Genomic DNA, 17,008 nt, shown 5'->3' with positions numbered 1-17,008 from the left:
ACCCTGCGAGAACTGGGAGAGGTGATGGCGATATGGAGCGCACGGGCGAGGGCGAACCCACGCGGGTCATCCCGCTGCTGTGGGGGCAGGGGGGCCGAACAGGCCGCACGGGTATGAGCCTGGACTCGGTGGTCGAGGCAGGCGTTGCCCTCGCCGACGATGCAGGAGTGGGCCAACTGACCATCCGCCGCCTTGCGCAACGCCTGGGCGTGGGGGCCATGACCCTCTATTCCTACGTGCCGGGAAGGGCCGAGTTGATCGACCTCATGGTCGATCACGTGTTCGCCGAGGTCATTTACAGCGGCCAGGTGCTGTCTTGGAGGGAGGGCCTGGCGGAAGTAGCGGCCACCAACTGGGCATTGCTGACACGACACCCGTGGCTGGTCGATGTCGACGTGTCCCGGCCTCCGTTGGGGCCTGGCGTCATCGCCAAGTACGACGCGGAGTTGCGTCCACTGGTGGGCACTGGGCTCGACGAGGTGGCGATCGACCAGGCATTGAGTCTGGTCCTGAACCATGTCTGGTCCAACGCTCGGCAGATGTCGGTTGCCGCCCAGGGCACGGCCGGCGGCGGTGATGAGGACTGGTGGCGGCGGGCAGGTCCCGTGCTGGCCAGCCTCATGAGCGCGGACCGCTTTCCCCACGCCGCGCGCGTTGGGGAGATGGCTGGGCAGACCTACGGCGCCACCGTGGACCCCGCTCTCGCCTATGAGTTCGGGCTCCGGGTCATCCTCGACGGCATCGAGGCCCTGATAGAGCGCAGCGGCTGATTCGCTCGTACGGTCCTGCCCGGGGCTGATGGCGCAGGCGACCACTGAGGGCGAGGAGCTCGCCGGCTTCTTCCACCAGGAGTGCCTGGTCGTAGGCGTCGATCTCCAGGCAGCGCGCCAGGTCGTCAGGGTCGACCCCGGGGAAGCGGGTGTCGGTTCCGCGGTCGCGGCATTCGATGCCCGCAGGCGACCTTTCGACCCGCTCGAGGAAGGGGCCGGGATGAGGCGCTCGGTTCGTGCTCAGCGCCACGGTGAGGTACTCGGCGAGTGCGACGTCCTCGTCACCCTCGGTGGGCACCAGCAGGGCGTTTGGATACAGAAGGTCTCCTTCGCGCACTGCAGACTCAGCGTCGCGGGCCAGGAATAGCCGGGACGCGCCACGCAGAAGGATCCACGGGGCAGTCGTGAACGCCCGGATCACGTCGATGATCACCGCCGCGTCGAAGGAAGCGTCGTCACCGAGGCTACCCAGTTCGTTGACATGCAGGGTCTCGATTGTGGGTGGCCGATTCGGTTCAACCCGGGCGTGGGCGTTCATGCGCCGAACCCATGGTCGGGATGTGTGCTCAGTTCGAGTCTGGCGAACACCGTGCCATCGGCGCTGTGGTCGATGGTGGCGTTGGCTCGCTGAAGGACTCGTAGCGCGGGCTCGTTGCCGATGGTGGTGCGGGCGACGAGGGTGCTGGCGCCTGACAGCACTGCCCGGTTCGCGGCCAGCCGCAAGACCACACGGGCCAGTCCCAGACCGCGGGCTCGCTTGACCAACCAGATTCCCCACTCGAGCTCGCTGGGATCGTTGGGTGTGGTGCGTCGCAGTCTGGATGCTCCGACGACGTGGCCGTCCAGTCGGATGGCGCAGGGTTCCTCGTCCGCGCCACCTTCGAACCCGGGGAAGCACTCGGTGTGGTAGGCCCGCAGCCAATCGAGGCGCTCTGTTGTCCAGCCTTCGCCCAGGGAGGGTGGCGTGACGTCGAGAGGATCGGCGCCGATGGTCGCCGCGGTGACGAGCTCTGCCAACACTTCCGCATCGACGCGGACCAGTTCCACCTGGGTGGGCTGGTCTGGCCTCATGGCAGTTCCTCCGCTGGCTCGTTGAGCATCCAGCGGTGTCCGTGAGGGTCGCGTAGGACGGCGACCCGTCCATGACTGCTCGGCTCCGGCCCGCGTTCGATCACGGCCCCTGCCGATGACGCGCCGGCGGTGACAGCATCGACGTCCTCGATCGTCAGGTGCAAGGTGACCGTGGCGCCATGCCCGGGCAACGGGGGCTCCACCCCCAGTTCGGGGAAGGGGTCACTCAGCATGATGATGCCCGCGTCGCCAATTGCCACCTCTGCTTGTCCGACGCGTCCGTCCGGCCTCACGAGCGGCCGTTGCACCAGGCGGGCCCCGAAGGTTTGGGTGTACCACTCGATCGCGCGCCAGCTGTCATGGACGCAGAGGTAGGGCGTCATCGTTGGACGAGGGGCCGACGCGTCGGGTGATCGGGGGGTGAGCGCCGATGCGGCGCAACGCCAGATTTCGTTGGCACGGATGAAGACCTCCGTGACCCATTCGTCGGCGTGGAATGGTGCCCCGCGGAAGGTGCCGCAGTTGGTGCCATGCGCCCGAACGACGACGACATCGCCGTGTTGCTGGGCGTCAAGCAGGGTGAACTCCATGGCTTCGTGGCTCAGGTCACCAGAGGCGACGGCCGCGCAGAAGGCGGCCAAGCTGACGGCCCCGGCTTCGGGGGTGACCAGCACCCACTCCGGCTCAGCGAAGGAGGCGATGCGTTCCGGGTCATTGGCGACGATGGCCGCGGCCCACGCGTCGAGCACGCTTTGCATCTGCGCGGAAAGGTCGGCGGAATCGGTGGTCATGGATGGCTCCTGTATGGGTGGTGGCTCAGCGCAGCGGACGCAATGATTGGAACCGGTGCAGCTCGTAGTCGAACCCTCGCTGCTCGCGAGTGGGTGCTGGCGTGTGATCCCTGAGCTTGGTGAGCAGTGTGAGCAGGGATTCTGGGCGTGGGCGGGTCAGGGTCTTCCTGTTCTTGGGCATGGGCCAACTCTGCGTCTTCCGGAGGCGATCTCCATCGGCCGGTGGGCTAGGCGATGCTGGCCGATCGGACCGTGAACCAGACGACTCATCCGTTCGGCCAGTCGGGGATGGCGGCTCGGCCGATCCGAAATCGTGGCCCGCGGTGGAGGCTGGCGCCATGGAACTCATTGAAGTGCGTGACCTGCGCAAACAGTACTCGGGCCGGCCGGTGGTCCAAGGCATCAACTTCTCCGTCAGTGAGGGGGAGGTGTTCGGCATCTTGGGCCCCAACGGTGCGGGGAAGACCACGACCGTCGAGATGATCGGCGGTCTGCGCAGACCCGATTCCGGGTTCATCCGCGTGGCCGGGTTCGACCCGTCTCTCGAGCAACGCGCGTTCCGCGAGTTGCTCGGTATGCAGCTGCAGGAGTCGCGGCAGCCGGCCAAGACCACCGTCCGCGAGGCGATCGACCTGTATCGCACCTTCTACCGGACCGCTCGCCCGACGGACGAGTTGCTGGCACGCTTCGGCCTGGAGGCCCAGGCGGACACCCGCTTCGAGCACCTTTCGGGTGGCCAGCAACAGCGGTTGTCGGTGGCGCTGGCCCTGGTGGGCAATCCCCGCATCGCCATCCTGGATGAACTGACCACCGGGCTGGATCCGGGAGCGCGTCGTGAGATCTGGGCGTTCCTGAAGGATCTCTCCGACGTCGGGGTCACCATCATGTTGGTCACCCATTCGATGGAGGAGGCCCAGTTCCTGTGCGACCGGGTGGCGATCATCGACGATGGGCGCATCACTGCTCTCGACACGCCCGCGGAGTTGGCGCATAGTGGAGGCCAGACGGTGACGACGTTCACCCTCATCGACGGCGACCTTGCCGGTGTCGGTGATCTGGCGTCCGTGGTCGAGGTGGCGCTCAGCGCTGGGGAGGTCACGGTGCGGGGCAGCGCGACGAGCCCCGTGGAAGTGTTGAGTCACCTGGCCAGGGCAGGGGTCCGGTTCGAAGGGCTCAGGGTCAACGCCCCCTCGTTGGACGATGCCTATGTCAGCCTCACGCAGAAGGGAGGCCTCCGATGAACCGCCTAGCGACATTCACTTCGTTGTTGGCCAACGAGGTCCGGTTGCTGGGCCGGGAGCCAGCGCCGGTCATCTGGGCGGTCGTGTTGCCCTTCATCGCCGCCGTCGTCACGCCGTTGGTGCCCCGGGTGGCCGCACCGCAGGGGTTCCTGGGCGGCATGAGCTTTGCCCAGGTCTACCAGCCGGTGCTGATCCTGTTCACGGCCTCGGCGCTCGCGCTCCAGGTGCTGCCCACGGTCGTGACCCAGTACCGCGAGTTCGGGGTCCTGCGCCGGCTGCGCACCACCCCAGTCCCCGCGTGGCTCCTGCTCGCCGCGGTCGTCGTGCTGGTGCTCGGGATCAGCGCGGCGATGGCGATCCTGATGGTGGCAGTGCCCACGGCACTCGGGCTGCCGCTGCCGGCGAACCTGGCTGCCTTTGCCCTGACCACCGCGTTGGCCATCATCTCGTTCCTTGCCATCGGCGCGCTCCTGTGTGGCATCGCGCGCACCTCGCGGATCGGCGCAGGAATCGGCGGTTTCGTGGCCGCTTGCATGTGGTTTGCCGCCGGCATGTGGATGCCTCGCGCGGTCTTTCCCCCCGTCCTGCAGGTCATCTCTGACCTGACGCCGGGTGGAGCCGCTGCCGGCGGGATGCTGGACGCCATGAATGGGCGATGGCCCGAGCCGTTCGCGGTGGTCGTCATGGTGGCGTGGGCCCTGATCGGCTTCGGGATCGCGGCACGCACCTTCCGGCTGGAGGCGCCGTGACCGTGCCGGGCCGGTCGGCGACGGATGGTCCGCTCGGCGCAGTTGCTGGGTCGACGCCGGACGACGCCGGCCTCCACCGGGTGATGGCCTTCGTGCCGTACCTCCTGCTCGGACTTTCGTTCCTGGGCACCCTCGCGATAGGTGGGGAGGCCACCGCGGAGCGCCTACCCTGGGTGATCGCGGCAACGTCGTTCGCGGTGTGCTTCCGGGTGTGGTGGCAACTGCGCTGCGCCGGGCCTCGAGCGCGCATCATCGGGTTCGTGTTCAACCTGGGGCTCACCCTGGCGCTGATCAGCCTCAGTTCGCTCTACGGCCTGTACGCCTTCGTCGGTTACCTGGATGCCGTGGTCGTGTTCTCGGGGACTTCGCAGGCGTGGGCGTTGGTGGCGGCCGGGTCCCTGAATGCGCTGGCTCAGACGGGTGGACCCAGCGGCGCGCTGCAGCGGCCATGGTTGTTTGCGTTCCTGCTGGTCGCCAACGGTGGCTTGGCCGTGGTCATGGTTCGGGTGGATCGACATCGCCAACTGACGGTGACCCGCCTGCAGAATGCCCTCGCTGAACTCGAGTCGGCCAAACAGGTGAACGAGGAGCTGCAGGCCCAGTTGCTTGACCAGGCACGGGATTCCGGTGTCCTGGAGGAGCGCCAGAGGCTGTCTCGCGAGATCCACGACACGGTGGCCCAGGGCCTGATCGGGCTGCTGAGGCAGATCGAGGCGGCCTCCGCGGCGACCTCACTCACCGGGGCGCGTGACATTCTGGAGCAGGCCGATCAGACGGCACGCGACAGCCTGACGGAGGCCAGACGCGCCGTCGGGGCGCTGGCCTCCCCACTGCTGGACGGTGCCGACCTTCCCACTGCCTTGTCCACCCTGACCGCCGGCTGGTCGAAACTCACGGGGACCGACGCCTTCTTCAGCACCGAGGGCGCCGGATTCCGGACGCCCCACGATGGTGACCTGGTGCGGGTGTGCCAGGAGGCACTGTCCAACGTGGCGCGCCATTCCGGAGCCACCCGTGTCGACGTCCGGTTGAACTACACGCCCACCGCGCTCTGTTTGGATATCTCCGACGACGGCTGCGGTTTCGATCCGCAGCAGGGGCGCACTGGCCATGGCCTCAACGGCATCCACCAGCGCATCGCCAACATCGGCGGCACGCTCGACATCGAGACCACGGAAGGAGGCGGCTGCACCATGAGTGTTGTCGTACCGCGATGAATGGACAACAGACCCCCATCAAGGTGGTCATCGTCGACGACCACCCCGTCGTGCGGGGCGGACTGGTCAGCATGTTCGCCGCCGAACCCGGCATCGACGTGGTCGGGGAAGCAGGCGACGGAGCGGAGGCCGTCGTCGTGATCACCGCGGCCGATCCCGATGTCGTCCTCATGGACCTGCGGATGGCCGGAGGCGACGGCGTCGACGCCATCGGCCGGCTCAGGGCTGCGAACGCAACCCGCCCCCGGATCCTGGTGCTGACCACCTATCACGCCGAGCGCGACGTCCGCAGAGCCATGGAGGCCGGCGCGGACGGCTACCTGCTCAAGGACGCACGCCGCGCCGAACTCGTCCGCGCGGTCGAAGACCTGGCTCAGGGCAAGCCGGTGCTGACGAGCGAGGCCCTCGCGGTGCTGGCTGGGCGGGCGAGCGAGCAATCGCTGACCGAACGAGAACTGGACGCCCTGAAGCTCATGGCGGCCGGCCACACGAACCGTGGCGTCGCCATCCGGATGCACGTCAGCGAGGCAACGGTGAAGGCCCACTTGGCACACGTCTTCGAGAAGTTGGGCGTCGGCGACCGCGCCTCGGCCGTCCGCGTCGCCTACGAACGCGGCCTCTTGTGACTCCCGCTAGCCCTTTTGCTTGGCCCCGACGGCTGGTAGACAGGGACGATGGAACGAGCAGACCTGACCAGCATCCCCTCGCAGCAGCAGGAATGGCCCGGCCGCACGGCCGACCTGAACCCACAGCCAGACCACGGCGAGACGTCGTGGATCGGGCGTGAGCGTCTCGTGGGCAAGCGGGCCCTGATCACCGGTGGCGACTCCGGCATCGGCCGCGCCGTAGCCATCGCGTTCGCGAAGGAGGGCGCCGACGTCGTGATCTCCCACCTCCCCCAAGAGGAGGACGACGCCCGCGACACCGTCGAGCTGATCCGCGCCCAGGGCCGCACGGGTGAGTCCGTCGCCAGCGACCTGAGGGACGCCCAGAGCAACAAGGAACTCGCCGCCAAGGCCGTGCAACTCCTCGGCGGCGTCGACATCCTCGTCGCCAACGCGGCCTACCAGATGACGCACGAGGACATGACCGAGTTCCCGGACGAGCAGGTGGAGCGGACGTTCCAGACCAACGTGTTCGGGCCCTTCTGGCTAGCCAAGGCGCTGGCGGATGAGTTGAAGGACGGTTCGATCATCATCACGACGTCGATCCAGGCCTTCGACCCGTCGGAGAACCTCCTCGACTACGCGGCCACCAAGGCGGCGCTGAACAACATGGCCGTCAACATGGCCTCCGAGCTCGGCGGGCAAAACACCCGCGTCAACGCCGTCGCGCCCGGCCCCATCTGGACGCCCTTGATCCCCGCGACCATGAACGCCAAGAAAGTGGAGGGCTTCGGCTCCGACGTCCCGCTCGGCCGGGCCGGGCACCCCATCGAGGTGGCGGCGGCGTTCGTGTTCCTGGCCTCCGACGAGGCGAGCTACGTCTCAGGCACCGTCCTCGGTGTCACCGGGGGCCGCCCCGTCTTCTGATCGACGGATGCTCCGGACGGTGCCACCTTCCCGTGGAACGTTCCTGGAACGTCATGAGCGCGTGATGGCGGGCAACGGGTCCTTGATCCCGCGCCCGATGATCAGGCGACCGGGACGGGTCCGGTCTGGCCGGGGAGGGTTCCCGTGGCGCGCTGGCCCGGGGCTGGGGGCCGGCTGGCGGACATCTCCGCCTGACTGGGCAGGAGGTCGTCCCATGGCACGTCCTGCAACACCAGCAAGGTGGTCGTGCCGTGGAGGATGAAGCTGGTGGCGAGTCCGCCGTGGGGCCAGTAGCGCTGCCCGGACTGTCCGTGCGCGCTGACCAGAACCAGGTCCACCCCCTCGTCGGCGGCCAACGCGTGCAGTGCGGCCGCGGGGTCACGGTCGCGGAGCACCCGCACCTCGGTGGGCGACTGCAGCCCTGAGGCCACCTCATCCAGATAGGACTGCGCCTCGGAGATGAACTGGTTGATGGCCCCGTCGACGATCGACTCGACCACGCTCTCGCTGCGTCGATGGATGTACCTGGGCGGCTGCACCACATGGGCCAGCACGATCGTCGCACCTGTCCCGGAGGCGATGGCATCTGCCGCGCCCAGCACGTGCTCCGCCCGCAGAGACCCGTCCATGGGCACCAGGATGCGTCGGTACGACTCGGAGGCCAGCGTCTCATCGGGTGAGTCTGAGCTGAACTGGTAGCCGCGCACGAGCAGCAGGGACGTGCCGGTCCGCTGTGCCACCTTGAACGCCACAGAGTTGAGGTTCCACGCGTTCAGGCCCCCCGCCCCGTGGCTGCACAGGGCGATCAACTGGGCGTCCCACTCGCGCGCCACCGCCAGGATGCGGTCCGCAGCGCAGCCCTCCTCCACGCGGGAGACGGGATGCAACTCCGTGTCCAAGCCGATCCGCCGCGCGACGTCGTCGAGGTAGACCTCTGCGACGTCGCGGCGCATGCGCCACTCGAGGGGATCGCTCAGAGTGGCCTCGACGTTCTGTTCGAGAACTCGAAGCAGCAGCGTCTGCGAACCCGCGGGAGCGATCCTGGCCACATGCGGAAGGACGCTGGCGGCCAGGGCAGAACCGTCCAACGGAGCTAGTACGCGCTCGAACATAGTGCCCCCTGTCGTGGAGTGTTTGCCATCGTACGCCTGGCGCCGTCGTCGGTCCGGGGCCGTTGCCTGTTAGTCATCGGTCTGCTCATCCTGCTCCACCTTCCACCCGTCGCCGTCGCGTCGGACCGTCACGTCGATGCGCCGCCCACTGCGACGCACGGTGGCGCGGTACCCGTCCCAGTCGCGCGGCAACTGAGGGGCGACGCGGAGCGTGTTGCCGTCCCAGGAGAGGCCCAGGATGGCCTCCACCCCCACCCGGTAGAGCCAGGAGCTGGATCCCGTGTACCAGGTCCAGCCGGCCCTGCCCACGTGCGGCTCGCGGCTGTACACGTCGGCGGCCAGCACGTAGGGCTCGGCCAGGTATCTGGCCACCCCGTCGGCGTCGGCCGTGCGGCGGACGGGGCTGATGAGGTCGAACAACCGGTGCGCGGTGTCGCCGTCACCCGCCTCGGCTGCAGCCCACGCAAGCCAGGCGGCCGCGTGCGTGTACTGGCCGCCGTTTTCCCTGATTCCGGGCAGGTAGCCCTTGATGTAACCGGGGTCGTCGGGGGTGTGCTCGAACGGCGGGGTCAGCAACAATGCCAACCGGTCCTCCCACCGCACCAGGTTCTCGACGGCGGACGCCAGGGCGGTGGTCGTCCGGTCGCTTCTGGGCGCGCCCGAGAGCAGCGCCCAGCTCTGCGCGATCGAGTCGATCCGCGCCTCTGCCTCGCCCGCCGAGCCGAGCGGGTGCCCGTCGTCGTAGAACGCTCGCAGGTACCACCGGCCGTCCCACCCGTGGGCCTCGACGGCGGCGAACAGCTCGTCCGCCCGGGCCCGGTGGGCGGTGGCCTCGTCCGCGTGCCCCGCGCGCTCGCAGAGATACGCGAACTCGCGGCTGGCCGCGCCGCCGAACCAGCCCAACCAGACGCTCTCGCCGCGACCCTCTGCTCCCACCCGGTTCATGCCGTCGTTCCAGTCCCCGGTGCCCATGAGGGGTAGCCCGTGGGCGCCGGAGGTGATCCCGCGCCGCACCGCCCTGCGGCAGTGCTCGAGCAGGTCGCCCTCGCCGTGGGACACCCGGAACGAGTCGTACCGTTCGGCTTCGTGGGCGGCTAGGGGGTCGCCCCGCAGGAAGGGCACGCTCTCCCGGAGGACGTCGACGTCACCCGTGGCGCGGACGTAGTTCGCGGTCACGTACGGCAGCCACAGCAGGTCGTCGGAGATGCGTGTGCGGACACCGCGGCCGGTGGGCGGGTGCCACCAGTGCAGGACGTCGCCGTCCTCGAACTGATGGGCAGCGGCCCGCAGCAGGTGCTCCCGGGCGAGATCCGGCCTGGACCACAGCACCGCCATGACGTCCTGCAGTTGGTCGCGGAAGCCGTAGGCGCCGCTGGACTGGTAGAACCCGGTGCGCCCCCAGAGCCGTGCGGACAGGGTCTGGTACGGCAGCCAGGTGTTGAGGAGCAGATCCATGGCCGGGTCCGGCGTCTCCACCCTCACGCCACCGAGCGCCCCGGCCCACAGCCGGCCGACCTCGGCGTGCGTCGCGTCGATCGCCCCTGGTACGCGTAGCCGTGCGATGGCCTCGGTCGCAGCCTCCGACGAGTCGGCCTGCCCGAGCAGGAACGCCACCTCGTCCGATCCGCCGGGCGCGAGGCTGAGGTGCACCTGGAGCACCGCGCACGGGTCCACCCCGGGCCCGTCGCGCCGCGACAGCCCGATCAGGGACAGACCGGCCGGGCTCGCCAGGCTGCCCATGCGCCCGATGAACCCTCTACGATCGGCCGTCCACCCGTGCAGCGGGTGCGTGGTGGCCACCCACGCCACACGGTCCGCCAGGTCGGTGTGGAACGGGTTCCGGGCAGTGATGGCGCCGGTGGCCTCGTCGTACCGGGCCGTCACGTGATGTCGCGTCGTTTCGTGGGTGCCACCCAGCACCAGGTCGGCGAAGTAGGTGAGCGTAATGCGGCGGGGACGGTCCGCCACGTTGGCCACGTGCACCCGCACCACCACGGCCGCCGGATCTGGGCTGGCGAACACTGTGGTGGTCAGCCGCAGCGCATGGCTGGAGTACTCGTAGGCGGTGTACCCGAGGCCGTGGCGCACCAGGGTGGGTCGCTCGCCGCCCGCTGGTTGCGGGGTCGTCGACCAGAAGGCCCCCGTCTCCTCGTCGCGCACGTACACGGCGTGGGACGCCTGGTCAGCCAGCGGGTCGTTGCGCCAGGCGACCAGCCGGTTCTCCCCGCTGTTGACCGACCAGGCGGCGCCCAGGCCAGCCTCTGTGGCCAGGCATCCGACGTCGGGCGTGGCGATCACGTTGGACCAGGGCGCAGGTGTGGTCACGCCCGGCGGGAGGAAGATCTGGTACTCCCGCGCGTCGGCGTCGAAGCCGCCCAGACCGTTGTCGAACGAGAGCCCGGTGGGGCGGACCACCGATGGGCCGGCGGCGGCGGACAACATGCTGCTCGTCTGGTCCCCGGGTCGAGGATCGAACGGTGGCAGCGCGGCGGGCGCGGGGCCCATCAGGCGTCCAAGCCGGGCGGGAAGGTCGCCTTGGCCCGCGTCGAACACCACACGTGCGGCATGGCGAAGCCACTCGAGCGCGTGGCCGCCCACGTGGTCGCGGTTGAGCATGAACACGCCGCCGCGACGGCCCAGCCAGCGGTCGGCGCCCAGCCGGCCGACCAGAGCGAGCGCCGAGTCGCGCACGTCGGCCGCATAGCCGGTGGGTTCCTCGTCGACGACAGCGAGATCCACCTCGATGCCGCGGCGTCGCCAGTAGGACTGGGCGCGCAGCAGTTGTTCCAGGAGGGCCAGGTCGCCGTCGTCCGCGATGCCGAGGTAGACGATGGGCAGGTCACCGGAGATACCCAGCCCCCACAGCGCGCCCAGGGCCTCACCAGGTCCGGCCGCCTCGGGGCCGGCGACCCTCAGGCCCGACGGTGGGAAGAGGAGCAGGCCCAGCAGCCGCTGGGTGTGCGCCAGATCGCCGCCGGCGAAGCCGAGTTCGCGCAGCTCGCGCTGAGCGTGGGCCGCCGCGACGCCAGCGGCGTGCTCGAGGTGTGCCCACACCCGGTAACGGTCGGCGAGGTGGAGGGCCTCCTCACGGCTCGCCGCGAAGGCGGTGACCACGGCCAATCGGACGCGTCCGTGGGCTTCCAGAAAGACCTCCTGCCCCAGCGCCACCGCGGGGTCCAGGGGCGCCTCGGGGAACTCCTCCAAGCCCCGCCACCACCCAGTGCGATGGTCGAGGGCCCGGGGGCGTGCGGGGGTCCGGTGCCGCCCGAGGAACCTGGCCCGGTCGCTGGTGGAGCGCACCCGGCCCCACTCGGCGCCCTCAGGCTCGGGCCCGCGGACCAGGAAGTGGACGACGAACCGCTCCGTCTCCTCGGCCGAGCGCGGCCTGCGCCGCAGCAGCAGCCCGGGCAGGTCGGGCAGGTCCTCCGCCTCGACGAAGAGCCGGCTGAACGCGGGATGTCGCTGGTCGTCGCCTGCCGGGGCCAGCGCGACCTCCGCGAAGCTGGTCAGCCCGAGCCGGCGGGACTCGGCGGACTCGTTGCGCACGTCGAGCATCCGGATCTCGACGTCGTCGCGGGCGGCGACCGTGATGTCGAGGTGGCTGTGGATGCCGGCGTGTCCCTGCCGGTACTCCGCCCGTGAGGCGCTGAAGACGGTCTCCGCCGGCACGGGCCCGCACGGACGGGCCGCCGCGGACCACAGCGTCCCGCTGGTCAGATCCTGCAGATAGAGCCAGGATCCGCTGTCGTCCAGCGCCTCGTCGGCGCGCCAGCGGGTCAGCGCGACACCCTCGTGGGTGCTGTGGCCGGCGCCGCTGTCGGTCAGCAGCACCGTGTAGCGGCCGTTGGAGAGGCAGTGCACGGCCACCGTCTGCCCCTGCGGCGGGCCGACGGTCCACGGCGCGGTGGGCACGGCCCCCGCCGCGTCGTTCCCGGCACCACCGTCGGAGCCTCCGTCGTCCGCGGGTTCCGGCGTGGGCAGTCGGAGGCTGCCGCCCTCCGGCACCTGCTCGGCCAGGAGCAGGCTGATGGCCGCAGTGAACGGCTCGCGCGCGAACCGCCTCACCATCCGCCGCCCGTCGAGGTGGGCCGCCAGGGCGAGCATGATCATGCCCTGGTGATGAGCCATGTGGGACCGGACGATGCCGAAGTCATGGCCCAGCGGCACCCTGGACGGGGTGAAGTCCACCGCCTCGTACATCCCGTAGCGACCGAGGGCGCCCAGTGCCTCCAACCGGTCAAGGTTCTCCACGACGGCCGACGGGTCGTAGGGCAGGCCCAGAACGCTGGCGTAGGGGGCCACCACCAGGTCATCGGCGAGCCCGCGGGTGAGCCCCGCACCCGGCACCCCGAACGCCCGGTACTGATAGCCGGAGGCCGCGTCGAAGGCGTAGAAGCCGGACTCTGAGATGCCCCACGGGACACCGCGCCTCCGGCCGTAGGCGATGTGGTGGGCCACGATCGCGGCGCAGCTGTGGCCCAGCAGGCTCGCGCGCGGCGTGGGCACCATGAGGGTGGGCATGAGGTACTCGAACATCGTCCCGCTCCAGGACGTGATCGAGTAGTCGCCCGCCAGCGTCCGAGTCATCGGGCGGCCCAGGTGGAGCCAGTGGTCCTGCGGGACGTCGCGCTTGGCGATGGCGATCAGGCTGGCGATCCGCGACTCGGAGGCCAGCAGATCGTAGTAGCTGTCGTCGAGGAGGCCGGAGTTGATGTTGAAGCCGATGTGGAACACCCCGCGTCCCCGGTCGTAGAGGAAGCCGAAGTCCATGTCGGCCACCATCGCCCGGGCGCGGGTGGCGAGGGCCTGCAACGAGTCCAAGGTCCGGTCGGCGGCCGCTGCCGCCTCATCGAGCGACACCGTCAGCGCCAGCGCCCACTCGCGTGCCGGGGGAGGCGCGTCGGAGAGCGCCGCGACGAGGTCGCGGGCACCGGCGGCGGCCTCGCGGCTCGCCCGAGGCAGGTCGGCCCAGGTCAGCTCGAGAGGCAGAGCCTCGCGGACACGGTGCCAGGCCACGGCCGCCGGGCCGCGGCCGAGCGCGTCCTCCCAGGCCGGATCCGGTCGCGACGACAGCCACGGAAGTGCCAGACCGGCCTCCCGTGCGAGCGCCTCGAGGTGACGTTGGAGGAGACCGGCGTGGAGGCGGAGGGCCGCGACGGCTCCGGGATCCAACCCGCGCCCATGCTCCACCAGGTCCGCCAGGAGCAGCGAGACGTTGGCCCGCACGTCGGCCAGGAGGGCAGGGAGGGCGTCGAGCCAGCTCGTCGGGTCGGCCTCCACCGTGGCCACCCGCCGGTCCAGGCCAGCGAGGTACTCGACGAGGGCCGGCTGGCCGGAGCCCAGAGCCGCGGCACCGTCGCTCACCAGCGCGATGGCATCGCGCAGACCCTCCCAGGCCGCGATGGGCCAGACGGGGCCGTCGGGCAGTTCGTCGCACCCCTGGGCCACGATGATGAGGCAGGCCGCGAGGTTGCCGCTGTCCACCGTCGAGACGTAGCTGGGGGGCAGTGAGCCCAGGCTCCGGGTGTCCACCCAGTTCACCGGATGGCCTCGATAGTGCTCGATGCGGTCCAGGGAGTCGAAGCCCGATTGGAGGCCGGACACGAAACTCTGTGTGCCGAGGTAGCCGCGGTCGTGCGCGGCCAGCGCGGCGATGAAGTACAGCCCGACGTTGGTGGGGGAGGTGCGGTGGGCGACGATCCCGAGGGGCACCTCCTGGTAGTTGTCCGGCGGGAGCCAGTTGTCCTCGGGCCCCACGAACTGCTCGTAGAAGAGCCAGGTCCTGCGCGTCAGGGTGCGTAGCTTCCGGTCGTCGGCGGCGGTCAGGCTGGGCTTGACCCAGCGGTCCGGGCGGCCCACCAGGTAGTGGATGAACGGGGCCGCGAGCCAGGCAACGAGGAATGGAGCCGCTGCCGGCAGCGCCGATGGGCGCAGGAGCACGACGGCGACGCCGAGAGCGAGGGTCAGCAGGGTGGCGGGGAGAGCGGCGCGGACCGCCGTGGTGAGCCGGACGTCCTTGCCCACGAGGCCGACGGCCCCGGCCGCCGTCGTCCACTCGAGGAGGTTGCGCCGCGAGACCTTCATCCGCCACAGGGTGCGCACGATCGCCTCGAGGCTGATGACCGCGTCGCCTGCCAGCCCCGCCAGCTGCAGCCCTGCCCTGCTGAACTGCCGCCTCAGTGGGGCAACGCTCGTCCTCCACAGCCTCGTCCGATCCCCACGGACCAGGGCGGACGCGGCAGTCGCCAGTGCACCCACCACGCCGGCCGCGAGGCCCACGACCGGGGCGAGCAGTGCCAGGAGCGTCCATGCCCAGGGTGACCCGGGCAGCCACAGCCATCCGGAGGCCAGCAGCGCGACGATGGACGCCGGGACGAGGCTGCGGCGCAGATTATCCGCCATCTTCCAGCGCGCGACCACCGGCAGGGTGTTGGGAGCGTGACCCCGCTCCGTCGGCACCCGCGAACCCAGCCAGGGCAGCAGCTGCCAGTCGCCCCGGACCCAGCGGCTGAGTCGCAACGCGGCCACCAGATAGTTGGGGGGGTAGTCCTCGTAGACGGTGACGTCGCTGACCAGCCCCGCCCGCCCCTGCGCACCCTCGAACAGGTCGTGGCTGAGCAGGGCGTTCTCGGGAACGAGGCCCTCGAGGCTGCGTTCGAAGGAATCCACGTCGTAGATTCCCTTGCCCATGTAGTTGCCCTCGCCGAAGAGGTCCTGGTAGACGTCTGAGACGGCCATGTTGTAGAGGTCGACGGTGGAGTCCCCGGCAAGCGCCCGCGTGAAGGCGGAGCGGCTGGCGCTCACGGGATCGGTCTCGGCGCGCGGCTGCAGGACGGTGTAGCCGGCCACCACCCGTCCCCGCTCGTCGAACGTGGCCTGGTTCAGCGGATGTGCCAGCGTGCCCGCGAGCCGCCCGGCGGCGTCAGGGGGGAGCACGGTGTCGGCGTCGAGCGTGATGACGTAGCGCACACCGTCCAGCAGGGTGCGGTCTCCGGCCACCAGCTCGAACGACGTGTCGGTGGCGCCGCGCAGCAGCCTGTCCAGCTCCTGCAGCTTCCCGCGCTTGCGTTCCCATCCCATCCAGGACCTCTGGGTCTCGTTCCACATCCGGCGCCGATGGAGGATGAGGAAGGGGGCGCCGGCGGTTGCGGCGTTCAGTTCGGCGAGCGCGCGCTGAGCGTGCGCGAGGACTTCGTCGTCGCCTGGAGCGGTGGGCTCCTTGGCGTCCGGGAAATCGGTGACCGCGGCGAAGGCCAGGCCGGGATCCGGGTTGCGTAGGTAGTGGGCGCGGATGTTGGCCAGGAGGGAGTCGACGTCCGCCGGGCGGGACACGAGGCCGGGCACCACCACCAGGGTTCGGTGCTCCGTCGGGATGCCGTCGCGGAAGTCGAGCTTCGGCAGCACCCGCGGACGCAGGGTACGCCCGAACGCCCAGTTGACGAGGTGGACCGCGGCCGTCAAGGCGGGCACGAGCGACAGGATCGCGGCGGGGACCGCGGCCCACGCGGCCCGGGTGCCCGAGTAGAAGGCGGCGGCCAGCACGAGGGCGGTGGTGATCACCAGGATCGGGACGAGGTAGGTGGCGGTGGGCCTGCCGAGGAGCGCCCGGCGGATCCGCTCACGGAGCCCGGGCCGGCCGCCGACGGTCGTCTCCAGCCGCCGCCGGCCGGCGTCGATGAGGAAGTAGCCCACGTGGCGCTCGCGGGGGGTGGTGGAATCGGCGGCCAGGGCGAGGGCAGCCTGGGCCACCTCGACCTCGGAGCGGCTGGCCGTGCGTGCCGCCTTCTCGATCGCGGTCCGGTAGCGGTTCCGGCTCTCGTAGTCCATAACGGGGTAATGGCCGGTGGGGTCGCCGTCGACGAGCATCCGATGCACCACGCTCAGCCGTTCTGCGGCGGGCTTCCAGTCCCACCTGTCGAGCTTGCGCAGGCTGACCACCGCGGTGGCCATGATGTCGTCGTCGTCGCCTAGGGGCGGATCTGCGACGGGTGGCGCGTTCCTCGCTGCGGGGAGCCCTGCGAGTCGCGATGCGGCCCCGATGATCGCCTGGAGCAGCACGACCCGCAGCATGGTGGGCAGCGCCCACACATCCCCCTGGGTCAGGACGCTGTGCTGTTGATAGAGATCCACGAAGCCGAACAGCTGCTCCGGATCGAGCTGGAGCTCGTCGGCGCCGAGGACGGCCTCGGCCAGTGCGAGGGTTCGCGGGGGGCAGGTTGCGTCACCCTCCCTGGCCAGCCAGGGCAGCTCCCGGTAGTAGGCCGCAGGCAGGTCCTGCCGCACCTGGCCGAGGGCCTGTTCGATCAGGTAGTAATTGTCGAGGAACCACTCCGACCCCGACGTGAGCGTCTTCGCCCCATCGGTGGAGAGCGCGGATCGGGCCGCGCGTAGCGTCCGAAGGAGTTCGGGGAAACGGGCCGGCAGGTTGACAGGACTGCCCCTGCGCGTGGTGGTCAGTACCTCCGCGTGGGCGCGACCAAGCGTCGTCGCGCTGCCCTGTTCAGTTATCACAGCGTCCCCCTTCG

General features: G+C 70.1%; 12 protein-coding genes. 6 read left to right on the top strand and 6 right to left on the bottom strand.

Annotation, left to right across the window (positions count from 1 at the left end; all coding sequences use genetic code 11):
* Positions 1–32: 32 nt before the first annotated feature.
* Entirely contained in the window at positions 33–770 is a 738-nt protein-coding gene (locus J7D54_RS14000) for a TetR/AcrR family transcriptional regulator (protein ID WP_182763117.1), read from the top strand.
* Here J7D54_RS14000 and J7D54_RS13995 read toward each other — a convergent pair.
* From J7D54_RS13995 to J7D54_RS13980, 4 genes are read right to left on the bottom strand one after another with little or no spacing between them, the layout of a single operon-like run.
* Positions 727–1,308 carry a 2-phosphosulfolactate phosphatase gene (locus tag J7D54_RS13995; protein ID WP_182763118.1) on the bottom strand — a complete coding sequence of 194 codons (582 nt, stop codon included), beginning with the start codon at positions 1,306–1,308 and terminating at the stop codon, positions 727–729. The two genes, J7D54_RS14000 and J7D54_RS13995, sit on opposite strands and share 44 nt — an antisense overlap.
* Entirely contained in the window at positions 1,305–1,841 is a 537-nt protein-coding gene (locus J7D54_RS13990; RefSeq protein WP_182763119.1) for a GNAT family N-acetyltransferase, read from the bottom strand. The genes J7D54_RS13995 and J7D54_RS13990 overlap by 4 nt, the downstream gene beginning before the upstream one ends.
* Positions 1,838–2,632, bottom strand: a complete 795-nt coding sequence (locus J7D54_RS13985) for a DUF4440 domain-containing protein (protein WP_209455159.1) — start codon at positions 2,630–2,632, stop codon at positions 1,838–1,840. Before J7D54_RS13985 ends, J7D54_RS13990 begins: the two co-directional genes overlap by 4 nt.
* A gap of 25 nt (positions 2,633–2,657) precedes the next feature.
* Positions 2,658–2,813 carry a hypothetical protein gene (locus tag J7D54_RS13980; protein WP_182763120.1) on the bottom strand — a complete coding sequence of 52 codons (156 nt, stop codon included), beginning with the start codon at positions 2,811–2,813 and terminating at the stop codon, positions 2,658–2,660.
* A 157-nt stretch (positions 2,814–2,970) separates the two neighbouring features.
* On the opposite strand from J7D54_RS13980, the gene J7D54_RS13975 reads away from it, so the two are divergent.
* From J7D54_RS13975 to J7D54_RS13955, 5 genes are read left to right on the top strand one after another with little or no spacing between them, the layout of a single operon-like run.
* Positions 2,971–3,873, top strand: a complete 903-nt coding sequence (locus J7D54_RS13975; protein WP_182763121.1) for an ABC transporter ATP-binding protein — start codon at positions 2,971–2,973, stop codon at positions 3,871–3,873.
* Positions 3,874–3,899: 26 nt separating this feature from the next.
* Positions 3,900–4,622 (top strand): ABC transporter permease, encoded by a 723-nt coding sequence (locus tag J7D54_RS13970; RefSeq protein WP_182763122.1) that lies wholly within the window; start codon positions 3,900–3,902, stop codon positions 4,620–4,622.
* Entirely contained in the window at positions 4,619–5,839 is a 1,221-nt protein-coding gene (locus J7D54_RS13965) for a sensor histidine kinase (RefSeq protein ID WP_182763123.1), read from the top strand. Before J7D54_RS13970 ends, J7D54_RS13965 begins: the two co-directional genes overlap by 4 nt.
* Positions 5,836–6,465 (top strand): response regulator transcription factor, encoded by a 630-nt coding sequence (locus J7D54_RS13960; protein WP_182763124.1) that lies wholly within the window; start codon positions 5,836–5,838, stop codon positions 6,463–6,465. Before J7D54_RS13965 ends, J7D54_RS13960 begins: the two co-directional genes overlap by 4 nt.
* 48 nt (positions 6,466–6,513) lie before the next feature.
* The gene (locus tag J7D54_RS13955; protein ID WP_182763125.1) at positions 6,514–7,371 is read left to right on the top strand and encodes an SDR family oxidoreductase; all 858 of its coding nucleotides are present in this window, start codon (positions 6,514–6,516) and stop codon (positions 7,369–7,371) included.
* Between the two features lie 101 nt (positions 7,372–7,472).
* Here J7D54_RS13955 and J7D54_RS13950 read toward each other — a convergent pair whose 3' ends face one another.
* Positions 7,473–8,483, bottom strand: coding sequence for a universal stress protein (locus J7D54_RS13950; protein WP_182763126.1), 1,011 nt, complete (start codon positions 8,481–8,483; stop codon positions 7,473–7,475).
* A gap of 69 nt (positions 8,484–8,552) precedes the next feature.
* Entirely contained in the window at positions 8,553–16,994 is an 8,442-nt protein-coding gene (locus J7D54_RS13945; protein ID WP_182763127.1) for a GH36-type glycosyl hydrolase domain-containing protein, read from the bottom strand.
* Positions 16,995–17,008: the final 14 nt, after the last annotated feature.

Source organism: Tessaracoccus sp. MC1865 (genome assembly GCF_017815535.1).
Taxonomy (GTDB): domain Bacteria; phylum Actinomycetota; class Actinomycetes; order Propionibacteriales; family Propionibacteriaceae; genus Arachnia.
The sequence above is the reverse complement of the archived record's forward strand: the minus strand, read 5'-3'. Positions and strand labels throughout refer to the sequence as shown.

Coding starts and splice junctions, on each gene's coding strand:
- J7D54_RS14000 (WP_182763117.1), top strand. CDS start 33: ATGGAGCGCACGGGCGAGGGCGAACCCACGCGGGTCATCCCGCTGCTG.
- J7D54_RS13995 (WP_182763118.1), bottom strand. CDS start 1,308: ATGAACGCCCACGCCCGGGTTGAACCGAATCGGCCACCCACAATCGAG.
- J7D54_RS13990 (WP_182763119.1), bottom strand. CDS start 1,841: ATGAGGCCAGACCAGCCCACCCAGGTGGAACTGGTCCGCGTCGATGCG.
- J7D54_RS13985 (WP_209455159.1), bottom strand. CDS start 2,632: ATGACCACCGATTCCGCCGACCTTTCCGCGCAGATGCAAAGCGTGCTC.
- J7D54_RS13980 (WP_182763120.1), bottom strand. CDS start 2,813: ATGCCCAAGAACAGGAAGACCCTGACCCGCCCACGCCCAGAATCCCTG.
- J7D54_RS13975 (WP_182763121.1), top strand. CDS start 2,971: ATGGAACTCATTGAAGTGCGTGACCTGCGCAAACAGTACTCGGGCCGG.
- J7D54_RS13960 (WP_182763124.1), top strand. CDS start 5,836: ATGAATGGACAACAGACCCCCATCAAGGTGGTCATCGTCGACGACCAC.
- J7D54_RS13955 (WP_182763125.1), top strand. CDS start 6,514: ATGGAACGAGCAGACCTGACCAGCATCCCCTCGCAGCAGCAGGAATGG.
- J7D54_RS13950 (WP_182763126.1), bottom strand. CDS start 8,483: ATGTTCGAGCGCGTACTAGCTCCGTTGGACGGTTCTGCCCTGGCCGCC.